The sequence below is a fragment of the Diplocloster modestus genome (assembly GCF_019042245.1).
Lineage (GTDB): Bacteria > Bacillota > Clostridia > Lachnospirales > Lachnospiraceae > Diplocloster > Diplocloster modestus.
In genome coordinates this window covers 53,274-66,628 of record NZ_JAHQCX010000022.1, presented here as the reverse complement: position 1 = coordinate 66,628, position 13,355 = coordinate 53,274, and the positions used below count along the sequence as shown (strand labels likewise).

General features: G+C 52.7%; 12 protein-coding genes. 1 reads left to right on the top strand and 11 read right to left on the bottom strand.

From position 1 onward, the window contains the following. Window positions 1–9 precede the first annotated feature (9 nt). From KTH90_RS22210 to KTH90_RS22185, 6 genes are read right to left on the bottom strand one after another with little or no spacing between them, the layout of a single operon-like run. A complete protein-coding gene (locus tag KTH90_RS22210) occupies window positions 10–906 on the bottom strand; it encodes a glycyl-radical enzyme activating protein (RefSeq protein WP_238727498.1) in 897 nt (298 codons plus the stop codon). Next, window positions 899–3,142, bottom strand: coding sequence for a pyruvate formate lyase family protein (locus tag KTH90_RS22205; RefSeq protein WP_158351926.1), 2,244 nt, complete (start codon window positions 3,140–3,142; stop codon window positions 899–901). The genes KTH90_RS22210 and KTH90_RS22205 overlap by 8 nt, the downstream gene beginning before the upstream one ends. A 33-nt stretch (window positions 3,143–3,175) precedes the next feature. Continuing rightward, the gene (locus KTH90_RS22200) at window positions 3,176–4,204 is read right to left on the bottom strand and encodes a zinc-dependent alcohol dehydrogenase (RefSeq protein WP_158351928.1); all 1,029 of its coding nucleotides are present in this window, start codon (window positions 4,202–4,204) and stop codon (window positions 3,176–3,178) included. 4 nt (window positions 4,205–4,208) lie between these two features. Next, window positions 4,209–5,051 (bottom strand): carbohydrate ABC transporter permease, encoded by an 843-nt coding sequence (locus KTH90_RS22195; RefSeq protein WP_158351930.1) that lies wholly within the window; start codon window positions 5,049–5,051, stop codon window positions 4,209–4,211. Window positions 5,052–5,063: 12 nt separating this feature from the next. Beyond that, window positions 5,064–5,948 carry a carbohydrate ABC transporter permease gene (locus KTH90_RS22190; protein ID WP_238727497.1) on the bottom strand — a complete coding sequence of 295 codons (885 nt, stop codon included), beginning with the start codon at window positions 5,946–5,948 and terminating at the stop codon, window positions 5,064–5,066. Between the two features lie 59 nt (window positions 5,949–6,007). Continuing rightward, on the bottom strand, window positions 6,008–7,360 hold the full coding sequence (locus KTH90_RS22185) for an ABC transporter substrate-binding protein (protein ID WP_238727496.1): 1,353 nt from the start codon (window positions 7,358–7,360) through the stop codon (window positions 6,008–6,010). 348 nt (window positions 7,361–7,708) lie between these two features. Here KTH90_RS22185 and KTH90_RS22180 point away from each other — a divergent pair, with 348 nt between their 5' ends. Continuing rightward, on the top strand, window positions 7,709–8,089 hold the full coding sequence (locus KTH90_RS22180) for an ACT domain-containing protein (RefSeq protein WP_158351934.1): 381 nt from the start codon (window positions 7,709–7,711) through the stop codon (window positions 8,087–8,089). Window positions 8,090–8,768: 679 nt separating this feature from the next. Here the strand turns inward: KTH90_RS22180 and purD are convergent. The 5 genes from purD to KTH90_RS22155 are packed head-to-tail and all read right to left on the bottom strand — an operon-like array spanning window position 8,769 to window position 13,348. Further along, the gene (gene purD, locus KTH90_RS22175; protein ID WP_158351936.1) at window positions 8,769–10,040 is read right to left on the bottom strand and encodes a phosphoribosylamine--glycine ligase; all 1,272 of its coding nucleotides are present in this window, start codon (window positions 10,038–10,040) and stop codon (window positions 8,769–8,771) included. Then, window positions 10,037–10,636 carry a phosphoribosylglycinamide formyltransferase gene (gene purN / locus KTH90_RS22170; RefSeq protein ID WP_158351938.1) on the bottom strand — a complete coding sequence of 200 codons (600 nt, stop codon included), beginning with the start codon at window positions 10,634–10,636 and terminating at the stop codon, window positions 10,037–10,039. The genes purD and purN overlap by 4 nt, the downstream gene beginning before the upstream one ends. Further along, window positions 10,630–11,655, bottom strand: coding sequence for a phosphoribosylformylglycinamidine cyclo-ligase (purM, locus tag KTH90_RS22165; protein WP_158351940.1), 1,026 nt, complete (start codon window positions 11,653–11,655; stop codon window positions 10,630–10,632). The genes purN and purM overlap by 7 nt, the downstream gene beginning before the upstream one ends. Before the next feature lie 27 nt (window positions 11,656–11,682). Next, window positions 11,683–12,198 carry a 5-(carboxyamino)imidazole ribonucleotide mutase gene (purE, locus tag KTH90_RS22160; RefSeq protein WP_158351942.1) on the bottom strand — a complete coding sequence of 172 codons (516 nt, stop codon included), beginning with the start codon at window positions 12,196–12,198 and terminating at the stop codon, window positions 11,683–11,685. Window positions 12,199–12,220: 22 nt separating this feature from the next. Next, entirely contained in the window at window positions 12,221–13,348 is a 1,128-nt protein-coding gene (locus KTH90_RS22155; RefSeq protein ID WP_158351944.1) for a 5-(carboxyamino)imidazole ribonucleotide synthase, read from the bottom strand. Window positions 13,349–13,355 lie beyond the last annotated feature (7 nt).

The following is a 13,355-nucleotide window of genomic DNA, read 5'->3' as shown; positions in this document are numbered from 1 at the left end:
GCGGAAATCTTACATAATAGATACTGCATCCGCGATATCTGAAAAATATTCCTGAATCCGTCTCATCTGTTCATCCGAAGGCGTCTGAAATGTCCGGGAAGGCAGTCCGATCCCCTCCGCCTTATAATTTCCATAGGCGTGATAGGGCAGCAGATCCAGCCGCTCCACCCCGGATAAACCTTCCAGGAAACGGTGAAGCCCATTTAAGTCCTCCTCCGTGTCATTGACCCCGTGCATCAGCGGAGTACGGATCCAGAGCCTGCTCCCGGCCCGGCTGAGCCTGGCCGCATTATCCAATATCAGCTCGTTCGATACCCCGGTAAAATCTTTATGCTTAAGGGGATCCGTCATCTTGATGTCGTATAAGAACAGATCCACCTCCGGCAGCAGAAGTTCAAACCAATCGAAAGGGACACAGCCGGCGGTATCCACGGTTACCGGTATCCCCGCCTCCCTGATCTTGGGAAGAAAACGGCTGAGCACGCCGGCCTGCAGCATCGGTTCACCGCCTGAGAAGGTAACGCCCCCGCCATCCTCATATAAATCCCGGTCCGCCTCCAGGGTTTCCATAAGGGCGGGCAGCGCAAGTTTCTCCCCGATGACTTTCGTGGCGTCCGGGTAGCAGACCTTCGCGCAGGCGCCGCAGACCGCACATTTTCCGGCATTCCTTTTTATGTGCCCTTCCTCTATGTACAGCGCCTTCTCCGGACAGGCCTGCAGGCAGGCGCCGCATTGTATGCAGCGCTTCGGGAGGTACTGGATCTGGGGCCCGCTTTTTTGTGTCTCCGGGTTATGACACCACCGGCAGGACAGATTACATCCCTTTAAAAACACGGTCGTCCGGATGCCGGGGCCGTCGTGCAGACTGTACCGCTGTATTTGTGTGATGAACAGGCTATCATCCATTGACAAACGTCCTTCCGATAATTTCATCCTGGATATGGGTATCCAGTGAGGTAAAATAAGCGCTGAATCCACAGACGCGGACTACGATATTTTTATAGGCATCCGGATTCTCCCGGGCCTTCTTTAATACCTGCGGATCCAGAAGGTTCAGGTCCAGAGCGCTGCCGCCCGCGTCCAGGAAAGCTTTCATGGTCCGGGCCAAATAGGATGTACCGGGTTCTGATTTCATCAGGGGCATCTCCAGATATAGGACGCCCGCTCCCGGATAATCCGTCATATCGATCTTTTTTAACGTATGCAGAATGTTGGCCGTATTAGAGATACCGCTTATATCCGTCGGATTCATTCCCCGGGACAGAGCCGTTCCGGCCAGCCGCCCGTCGCTGGTGGCTCCCGCCTGCTCTTTCATCCAGTCAAAGAGATAGAACACAAACAGAGAAGCCTCATAACGGCCGCCCCGGTTGTTAACGGGCCCGGAAGTAGCTGTGGCCAGATCGTGGAAGATTCTGCCGGCGAACGCATTCACCTCAGGTGTATCCATGCCGTATTTCGGACAGCGGTTCAGCAGATATTCCCGCATTCTGGGGTCCGCCTCAAAATTACTCTGTAATAATGCGCCCAGCTCCTTAAGACTCAGCATGTGCTTGTCATAGACCGCCTCTTTGATGGCCAGCAGGGAATTGATGGCTGTGCCGATTCCCACTAAAGGCATGCTGGTCGGATTATAAATAGCGCCGCCCTCGGTCATGTCGATCCCTTTTTCAAGGCAGCCGGTCAGCGTGGCGGACAAGAGCGGGCAGGGATCGAATTCCCGCATAAATGCCCCGTAATGGTTCAACACCTCCACCAGCCGTTTATAGATACTTTTTAATTTGGCGATATAATTTTCATAAAATTCCTCAAAGGTTTCCAGATGCTGCGGTTTCTCATACCCCGTATCCTCCCGTTCAAAGAACAAGTTCAGGGAATCGTCGAAAAAGGAATTGACCAGCTGGGGCAGGCTCAGATACAGGAACGCCCGGCAGTTAAGCTCTGTGTTATCCAGCACCGGTTCCTGGCATCCCCCCGCCGAGTACAGTCTGGCGTCTTTTAAGTCTTTTCCCATCCTGACATTGGACGCTATGATGACGTCGTCGTTTAAGAAGGAAAATACATTTTTCCCTCGGGCGATCATGGCGGCCGTGCGGGAAAAATATTCTTCCGGATGACGGCTGCTAATTCTGGCCTGAATCTTGGGATTGACCAGCTCGTATTCATCATAGACTTCCAGGATCATGCGGGTAACGTCATTGTATATCACATTTCCCTCCTGATCGCAGCCGCCGATGGTCAGACTGTTGTTGGTGGAGGCGAACTCGTCTCCCGTCAGGTCCCATCTGGCGTCCGTATGGATCAAAAAATGGGCCATCAGGTTCTTCGCCTTCTCATAGTCAAGCTCTCCCCGCTCACAGTCCCGTATATAATAGGGTTCCAGAAGCCGGTCCAGATGTCCCAGAACCGCCACCGCCACCCCTTCCAGGCCGGTCATCATCTCTTTGAAGAACAGGATAACGCACAGCGCTTCATAGAAACTTTCCGCCGGTTCCCAGGGTACCCGCTTCGCCGCCTCCCGCATCATCGACAGATTGTCCCGCAGCTCTTGGTCCTGCTCGCTGGCAAGCAGCTCCCCAGCCAGCGTGGAAAAACGTCCCGCGATCTGCCGCAGCGCTTCACAGCCCTCGATCACACTCCGGTAAAAACCAAGAGCCGCGTGAGACGGCTGCTTTACCATCTGTTCCCGGGCTTTCTGAACGAATCCTTTTAAGCCTTTCGCCAGCAGATTGTCATAGCCGACGCTGTGATGCGCCAGATCGGAAAAAACATCCCCCCAGATCAGGTCGCGCTCCCGATAGGGCCTGATCCATTCCTGGAACTCTTCGGCATAGCGCATCTGTTTTTCCATATACCAGCCCTCCAGGCCGGGGCCCGGCGGGAATCCGTTCTGGCTGCTGTTGCGGATTCGTCCTGTCTTCACCTCGAAGAAAAAGGGGGACTGCCGGAAGATCCGGATCTCGCACAGCTGTGCCGCCGCCCGGTAGACGAGCGCTTTTTTCTCATAGGGGGTCCGGTCTTTTGCCTCCTCATACCACTGATCCAGAATCTCTTTTACCGGCGTGACATCATAGGGGCAATCCCGATAATATTCCTCGTATTCCTCTAAAATGGCCTCCCGGTGTGTTGCAAAATCTGATGCCATTGGCTCTCTCACTCCTTTTTTCTACATCCGAACTCACGGGAAGGTCAGTGCGACCTTGACGGCCTCTTTCTTTTGGATCGCATCAAAACCTTTCTCAAAATCACCGATCGGCAGAACGTGGGTGATCAGAAGATCGGTATTTATTTTTCCCGATAATATCGCATCCGCTATGAACGCGTGTGTCTTTCTCTCTTCCTCATTGATCGGCCACTGCACGAACTGGAGCTTCCGATTCCTTATCCCGCTCATGTCCAGTGTGAGACAGTCTTCGCTGCCCAGACCGTATACCGCAACCGTACCGTCCTCTCCTGTCAGGCGCATTCCCCGCTGTATCGTCGCCTGGTTTCCCACCGTGTCAATATAGCAGGTAAGCCTGCCCGACCAGTCCGCCGCCAGTCTTCTGTGCTCTCCCTCATCCCGGTTATCATAACAGTCCGCAGCCCCGATCTGCCGGGCACGCCTCAGATTCTGTGTGCGGTTACCCAGGACGCTTACACTTCGGATCCCCGACAGCAGGCAGTTATATAACATACAAAGCCCCACCGGGCCATCCCCCACGATCAGGACGCGGTCCTTCGCCGTGAGGCCGATCCTTCTCACCGCGCTTAAGGTCTCTTTTAAAGTAATCATCAGGGACGCCTGTTCGGGTCTGATTCCCGGGGGCACGACCTGCTGGGTAAGTCCGCACAGATCATCCGGCTGTCTTTTCCCGTCCTCCCGCAGCGCTTCATAGTCCAACACTATCCCGTATTCCGCAAATCCGCCCCAGGCGCTTCTGTATTTCCCCGCGTCCTTTAGACACGGGCGGACCACCAGGTCCCCGGGCCGGAAGTTCCTGACCCGGCCGCCGGTTCTTATGACGTATCCGGCCCCCTCATGTCCGAGTACCAGCGGATACTCCCGTGCCTCGGCAAGCTTTCCCTGTATGATCTCCCGGTCCGTACCGTTGCAGATCATGCAGCAGCTCATCTTTACCAGCGCTTCATATTCCCCGATCTTCGGCATGGGGATATCGTCCACAAGTCTTACTTCCTGTTCTTTCGTTACGATTAATCCTCTCATTCCATTACTCCTTGATCCCTGACATGGCCACCGACTGGATAAAATATTTCTGGAAAAACAGATACAGGATAAATACCGGCAGAATGCTGATCAGGGTCGCCGCCATAATCTCATTCCAGGGTGGTATGAAATCCACGCTGGGCCCCGTCATGGTAGCCAGCCCCAGAGTTATGGTGAATTTTTCCTGCTTGCTCACCACCACCAGCATCCAGATCAGATTGTTCCAGCTGGTGATGAAAATATAGGTGGCCAGGGTCACCATGGCCGGAACCGCATTCGGCACAAGGATACTCCGGAAGATCCGGACATGCCCCGCCCCGTCTATCCTGGCGGACTCATCTAATTCCTTCGGAATACCCAGAAAGAACTGACGGATCAGAAACGTACCGAACGGAATGGACCAGGCGATCTGGGGCAGTATCATTCCCGCATAGCTGTTGAGCATATGCAGATTCTTCACAATGATAAAGGAGGGAATCAGCCGGACCACCTGCGGTATCATCATCGTGGACAGATACAAAAGGAACATGGCATTGCGCAGCTTAAAATTCATCCGGGTAAATGCATAGGCCGCCAGGGAGCACACCACCACGGTAAAAAACGCGGTGGGCACTGTCACCATAAAAGAATTAAAGAAATACCTGGGGAAGTCCAGCAGATGCCAGGCATCCGAAAAATTATTCCAGGCAAATTCCCCGGGAAGCAGGCGCGGCGGAAATAAAAACAGTTCATTGTCCGGCTTAAGGGCCGTGGACAAAACCCACAGAAAGGGTACCAGGACCAGTAACGCCGCCAGAACCGCCACCGCTGTCAGCAGGATGCCTTTGGATCTTTTTTGTGTTCTCATGTTCTTCCCCTCCTAGTCTGCCTGCGTCACTTTATTCTGGATCACGGTAAATGAAAGGACAATGATAAACAATACCACGGACATGGCGCTGGCATACCCCATCTTCATGGATGAAAAGGCCGTCTGCCACATATAAAAGCCGGTCACATAGGTGGCTGTCCCGGGGCCGCCCAGAGTAATCATATAAAACAGGTCAAATTCCTGGAACGATCCGATGATGCTCATCAGCGCCACAAAATAGATCATTGGCTTCAGCTGCGGAAGGGTAATATAGCGGAATTTTTGAAAACGGCCGGCCCCTTCCAGATCCGCAGCCTCATAATACTGCTCCGATATCCCCAGCATCCCCGCCACGAACATCACCATATAATATCCGGCCCATCTCCAGACCGTCACGATCACGATGGACAGCATGGCCACTTTTCCGCTGGTAAACCATTTGACGGACGGCAGGCCGATCCGGTTGAGCAGACCGTTGATCACACCGGTGTTGGTATTTAACAGATAGCTCCATACGATCCCTGTCGCCACCAGAGAGAGCATCGTGGGTACAAAATAGATACCCCGGAACAGTTTGGAGGTCCTGCCCACAGATACGACGATCTCGGCCAGGCCCAGGGCCGCCGCCACTATGAGCGGTACATTCAGGATGATGTAGTAGACCGTGTTCTTAAGACTCGTCCACCAGAGATCATCCTGTACCAGGGTCCGGAAGTTTTCAAGCCCTGTAAAATCCTTCCCTTTCAGTGGATTCCACTCAAAGAATGCAAGCACCATAGAATAGATCATCGGCCAAAATACAAACACTGCAAGCAGCAGGAAACTGGGCAGCAAAAACAAAATCACACAGGACGAATTGTAGAGCCGCTGCCGTTTGGATCCAAATTTTTTCTTCATTTTCCGCCTCCTAAAATCCACAAAAAAGGTTCCTTCCGTTCTCCCTCACCGAAGAATATTTATTTTACAAGAAGCCCGTTGACTTCCTTTGCCGCATCCTTCATCACATCCGCTACCGGCTCATTGTCATACCAGATCCGGTCTAACTGGCGTCCGACCGCGGTGATCTGATCGTTGACCGACAAAATGTTGGGCATCCATTTGCAGTATTCCAGCGCGTCCACGAAGATTCCGGCGTTCTTGGAAGCATCAAACGGCGCGATAGACACCTCTTTCAGGGATTTTCTGACAGATATCTGCGGGTCACTGGTGTTCTCCAGGAAAACCTTAAGCCCCTCTTTGCTGGTCACGAATTTCAGGAAATCCATGGCTTCTTCTTTATGCTCCGATGTGCTGGCCACGCTCAGGGTGTTCACATACAGCACTTCCCCCTTTGCTCCGTCATTTCCGTGAGGCGCATGCATCAGCTGCCAGTCCAGTTTCTCACTGTCTTCCAGTTTCAGCGCTTCCCAAAGGGCCACACGTCCCATGGCGATGGAACCGGAATTCAACATTCCCACGATCGGGAGCGATCCCTCATCCAGTTTCTCCATGGTGGGCATTACTTTATGTACTTCATACAGATCTTTGATATACTGGACGGCATCGATAGCCTTCTGGTCATCCAGCAGGCTGGCCGTTCCATCCGTGTTCAGATACTCACATCCGTTCTGCCAGATATAGGGAAGAATCGTCTTTAAGCCGTAATCATTGACCAGGGTCGCGTAGTTTACACCAACCTCATCTTTCTGATCCATGATCTGTTTGGAGACCTCCACGAATTCATCCCAGGAAAATCCCTCTTCCGGCACTTCAATCCCCAGTTGGTCAAAGATTTTCTTATTGTACACCCATGCGTAGTTGCCGCCGTCCACAGGCAGTCCATAATATTTGCCGTCATACATGGCGTAATCCAGAGTAGTTTCCCAGAAATCATCGAACTCATAATCCGCGTCCGCCTTCAGGTCTTCCACCCGGATCTCCTCCAGCACACCGGCATCCGCGAATTCCTGTGTGTAGCCCACCTGGCAGGCAAGCAGATCCGGCAGTTCATCCGAAGCCGCTTCGGTAAAGATCTTAGTCAGATAGTCGGAAACCTGCTGATACTCGATCTTGATATTCGGGTTCTGCTCCTCATAGGCGTCGATCACAGGCTGGTATTTGGAAATCGGATCCCAGCTCTGCCATACCAGTGTCAGCTGATCCTGATTCTCCCCCTTGGGTTCTGCGGACGCTTCCTGCTTCGGTTCTGTTTCGTTCCCCGGCGCACTGCCATTCGCATCCCCAGCGCTTTTATCCCCGCATCCCATAAGAGACGCAGCCGCCATCGACGTTACCAGTAACAATGCCATCCATTTACTCTGCTTTTTCATAGCCTTTCCTCCTGATTATTTTTTTGCTTCCCCAACAGTTACACTTACCTTTGCCTTTTAGGCAATACTTTCCTTTTCTCCTTTTCCAGCCGTAGAAACTTACCATCCACTGCTTTCCGGGAAAAATATGCTAACCGGTTGACATATATTGGATAGCATCATAATATCACTTCATTTCTTATATGTCAACCGGTTAGCATATTTTTTTATCTCTTTTCTCAAAATAGGGATAACGGAGCGAATATCAGGGAATTTCAGACAGTCTGCATTGACATTTATCAAAGGAAATAATAGAATCTACTAGAATCCGTAAGAAGTGTTTGGAGGTCGGAAGGGGTGATAATTGCCATGAGTATTGAATATTTAGAGATTAAGATTTTAGATTGTAATTTTTCCATATGCCAGGTTAGGGATTATTCACTTGTTCATTTCGAAAGTAACTATTGTTTTGCCGGGAAAACAGATGAGGAATATTCGCTGGTATGTGTTACGGAAGATGTACCTGCTAATTTCATCAAGAGGGATGACGGATGGAAGGCATTCCGGATACAGGGCGTTTTGGATTTTTCATTGATCGGAATCCTTTCTCGTATATCGGCTTTGCTGGCAGATAACGGGATTGGTATTTTTGCTCTGTCAACTTTTAATACAGATTATATTTTGACAAAAGCTGGAGATTTTACAAGAGCGGTTGAAATCCTTTCAGACGCCGGTTACGCGGCCGTCTGAATTCAAACATAAAAATGTAAATGGCAAGACGGATAAAAGCTCCGGAGGACGGGGGGCAGGTTCTTCCTGGGGTTTTGGGGTATGCCTGCTGCTTAAGACTGGGGACAGGGACGCTATCCGGGGAGACTCCCGGCCGGCGGGGTCTTTTGGGGATTTCCCCGGGTTTGGATATGCCCGCTGTTTAAGACTGGGGACAGAGACGGTATCCGGGGAGGCTCCCGCCCGCCGGGTTCTTTTGTGTCTCCCCGAGTGCGCATAGGGCGGCACAGCCACCGCTTAGTGGAATCGGAAAGCCGGGTTCAGGATGCACGGCGGACTTCACGTCCGACGGGCAAGAGCCTCTGAACCGGGAACACATCACGTGTTCCTGGTGAATAGGCTCGGTTCCTGAACCTGGCTTTTCGATTCCACTTAGCGGTGGCTGGCGCAAGCCCTCCGCGCACTCGGGGAGACACAAAAGAACCCGGCGGGCGGGAGCCTCCCCGGATACCGTCTCTGTCCCCAGTCTTAAGCAGCGGGCATATCCAAATCTGAGGAAGAACCCCAAAAGACCCCGCCGGCCGGAGGGCTCCCCGGATACCGTCCCTGTCCCCTGTCTTAAGCAGCAGGCATACCTAAACCCCAGGAAGAACCTGCCCCCCGTCCTCCGGAGCTTTTATCCGTCTTGTCTCTCATTTTATTATACTTCGTCGATGGCCTTACCTATATCCGATCTGCAATATTTATTCTCAAAATCAATCCATTTCACAGCCTCGTAGGCATTGGCCCGGGCCTGTTTTAAGTCCGCCCCTTTGGCCGTGACTCCCAGGACCCTTCCTCCATTCGTAACGATCCCTTCCGGGGTCGCCTTGGTACCGGCATGGAATACATAGCAGCCGTCTTTATCCGTAAAGTTCTCCAGTCCATGGATCGGAAAGCCCTTTTCGTATTTCACCGGGTATCCGTCGGAGGCCAGCACCACACAAACCGCGGCGTTATCCTCAAACTGCAGGTCGATCTGGTCCAGTCTGCCTTCCATGCAGGCTTCCACCACTTCGATCATATCGTTTTTCATTCTTGGAAGCACTACCTGCGCTTCCGGGTCACCGAATCTGGCATTGTATTCCAACACCTTCGGGCCTTCTTCCGTCAGCATCAGGCCAAAGAAGATGATTCCCACAAAGGGACGGCCTTCTGCGGCCATGGCGTCTACCGTTGCCTGATAGATATATTTCTGGCAGAAGTCATCCACTTCTTTGGTATAGAACGGGCTGGGGGAAAAGGTACCCATACCGCCGGTATTTAAGCCCTGGTCCCCGTCCATGGCTCTTTTATGGTCCTGGGCGGACGTCATGGTTTTGACGGTCTTCCCGTCCACAAAGGAGAGGACCGATACTTCCCGTCCGGTCATGAACTCCTCGATCACCAGACGGTTTCCGGCGCTGCCGAACTGTTTATCTTCCATGATGGTCTTTACACCGGCTCTGGCTTCCTGCAGGTTCTGACAGATCAGCACCCCTTTGCCAAGAGCCAGTCCATCCGCCTTCAGCACGATAGGGAACTTGGCTGTCTCCAGATATTGAAGCGCTTCCTTCGGATCGTCGAAGTTTTCATAGCCTGCGGTGGGAATTTTATATTTTTTCATCAGATCTTTGGAAAATGCCTTGGAACCTTCCAGGATCGCCGCGTTCGCCCTGGGTCCGAAAGCCTTCAGGCCCGCGGCTTCAAAAGCGTCCACCGCGCCCCCTACCAGAGGATCATCCATGGCTACGATGGTCAGATCGATCTGCTTTTCTTTCGCGAAAGCCACCTGTTTTTCAAAATCCATCACGCCGATATCCACGCACTGCGCAATCTGCGCGATTCCGCCGTTCCCGGGCGCGCAGTATATTTCCTTCACTTCCGGATTCCGGGATATTTTCCATGCGAGAACATGCTCCCGTCCGCCGCTTCCGATTATGAGTACTTTCATGCTTCTTTCCTCCCGTTCGCTATCAACTGAATCGCCTCCGGCAGAATCACCCATTCCGCCTCTTCCATTACTCTTCGCTGCAACTCCTGAGGGGTGTCTCCTTCCCGGACTTCCACCGCTTTCTGCAGTAAAATCGGACCTGTATCCGTCCCCTCGTCCACATAGTGCACCGTGGCTCCCGTTATCTTTACTCCTCTTGTAAGAGCCGCCTCGTGTACCTTAAGCCCGTAATATCCGGTGCCGCAGAAGGAGGGGATCAGGGAGGGATGTATATTGATTATTTTTTTCTCATATTTTTGTATCATGGCCGGTGGAATAACTACCAGGAATCCGGCCAGAACAATAAGCCCCGGCTGATAAGCATCAACCGTATCCAAAAAAGCCTGATTAAACAGCTCTCTGTCCGCGTATTCCTTCGGAGAGACACATACGGCTTCTATTCCATGCCGCCTGGACCGCTCCAGCGCGTAAGCGTTTTGATTATTACTGATCACCGCCCGGATTCTGGCATTGGTTATGGTTCCGTTATCGATGGCATCGATAATGGCCTGCAGGTTTGTTCCGCCTCCGGACACCAGCACTACCAGATCTAACATAGGGTTACTCCTTTTTCTCCGGCTTCCAGTTTCCCGATCAGGTAAGGGATCTCTCCGGCCGCTTTTACGGCTTCCACCGCCCGGTCCGCCTGGTCGGGGGATACCGCGATCATCATGCCGATGCCCATGTTGAAGGTATTGTACATCATTTCCTCTTCAATATCGCCGTCTCTGGATAACATGTCAAAAATAGGAGGAATCGGATAACTGTTCTTTTCCACTACCGCGCGGACACCGTCCGGCAGCATCCGGGGTACATTTTCATAAAATCCGCCTCCGGTGATATGGCTGCATGCTTTGATGGATACGCCGGCTTCTTTTACGGCCTTCAAAGCTTTTACATATATTTTCGTAGGGCACAGAAGTGCTTCTCCCAGCGTACATCCGAGGGAATCGTAGGTTACATCCAGCGCTTCCTTTGTCATACTGAACACCTTGCGGACAAGGGAATATCCGTTGCTGTGGATCCCGGAGGAGGCAAAACCGATGAGCACATCGCCGGGTTTCGCGTCCCGGCCGGTGATCAGCTTCTTCTCATCCACGATTCCTACCGCGAATCCGGCCAGGTCATATTCGTCCACCGGGTAGAATCCGGGCATTTCGGCCGTCTCGCCGCCGATCAGGGCGGCTCCCGCCTGTTTACAGCCTTCCGCCACGCCGCTGACGATGGATGCGATCTTCTCCGGTTCATTTTTGCCGCAGGCGATATAATCCAGGAAAAACAAAGGCTCCCCGCCCGCGCAGGCGATATCATTCACACACATGGCTACACAGTCGATACCGATGGTGTTATGCTTGTCCATCAAAAACGCCAGTTTTAACTTGGTACCAACACCGTCCGTACCGGAAACCAGCGTGGGTTTTTCCATGTTCTTAAAGGACTCCAGTGAAAAGGCTCCTGAGAAACCGCCCAGTCCGGTAAGCACTTCCGGCCGCATCGTCCCCTTCACATGCTCTTTCATCAACTCTACCGCTCGATATCCGGCTTCGATATCGACACCCGCTTTTTTGTAATCCATAATTTTCCTCCAACTTTTGTTATCCTGTTACATCTGTTTCAGATAATCCTCATAATGGATCGTTTCCAACTTTTCCGCCTTGCCAAGGACACTGTCCTCCAGCTGGCCGGCATATTCTTTCAGTCTGGCGCTTAATTCCGAATCGGTGACAGCCAGGATCTTAGCTGCCAGCAGCGCCGCGTTCAAGGCTCCGTTGATCGCCACGGTAGCCACCGGAATGCCCGGGGGCATCTGGACAATGCTGTAAAGGGAGTCCACGCCGCTTAATGCTTTGGTCTGCACCGGCACTCCGATCACCGGCAGCACCGTCATCGCCGCCGTCATGCCCGGCAGGTGCGCCGCTCCTCCTGCTCCCGCGATGATCACACGGATTCCCCGCTCCTCCGCCTGCTTCGCGTATTCGCACAGACGGCCGGGCGTCCTGTGCGCCGATACGATGGTACACTCATAGGGTACCTGTAACTGATCCAGCATTTCTGCTGCCTTAGCCATCACCGGCAGATCCGAATCACTGCCCATGATAATTCCAACTACTGGTTTCATCCTGCTTCTCCTCCCGTAATGATCAGAATCGAATACATGCGTGCGCCTGACGCACTTCTCTTAACGCTTCCTCAATGGTGCTGCCGGTTGCGGTGATATGTCCCATTTTCCGTCCCGGAGATACCGTCTCTTTTCCATATATGTGCAGCTTGACATTGGGGTTTTGATAAGCCTCTCCCACCCCTGTCAATTCTGCCGGTCCGCTGTGATCTCCGATCAAATTCTTCATCGCGGCCGGCCGGATCAGCTGTGTATTCCCCAGCGGCAGTCCCAGGATCGCCCGAATATGGTTCTCGTATTGGGACGTATAACAGCCTTCAATGGTATAGTGGCCGGAATTATGCGGTCTGGGCGCCAGCTCATTTACCAGGACATGCCCGTCCTTAGCCACAAACAATTCTATGCAGAGCATCCCGTATGCATTGACCGCTTTCGTACAGGCCCTGGCCACTTCCCAGGCCTCCCCGGCAGTGCTGTCCGGAATATCCGCCGGTACGGTGGTTTCGTCCAGGATACTGTTCTTATGTACATTTTCCGCTACCGGGAATACCGCCATCTCGCCGTTGGTACTTCTGCAGGCCAGCACCGACACTTCCTTCTCAAAGGGGATACATTCCTCCACCATCAGCGGAAGGCTGCCGCCGCCCAACGCCTGATAGGCTTCCTCTTCGTCTCCGGCTTCCCGGATCAGCGCATTGCCTTTTCCATCATAGCCGCCGGTACAGGTCTTCAGCATCATGGGATAGCCAAACACCTCATGTGCCTTACTAAGAGCCTCCCGGTCCGGGATCTCCAGAAAAGCCGGTACCGGGATACCGTGATCCCTGAGCCACTTCTTCTGCTCCAGCTTATTCTGTATGTGAGACAGGGTCTCGCTGGACGGATAGACTTTATGCCCTTTTGCCTCCAGCTGCTGCAATGCCTCCAAACTGATATGTTCGAACTCATAAGTGACCACGTCTACCTTTTCCGCCATCGCCTTAATTGCAGCCACATCCTCAAAACCGGCTACGATGTGCTCATCCGCAATACCGTGCGCGGGACAATGCTCGGTCGGGTCCACAATGACAAAATAATAGTCCAGACGCTTGGCATCCAGAATCATCATTTTTCCCAGCTGACCGCCGCCCACTATACCAATTTTTTTCATATGTCTT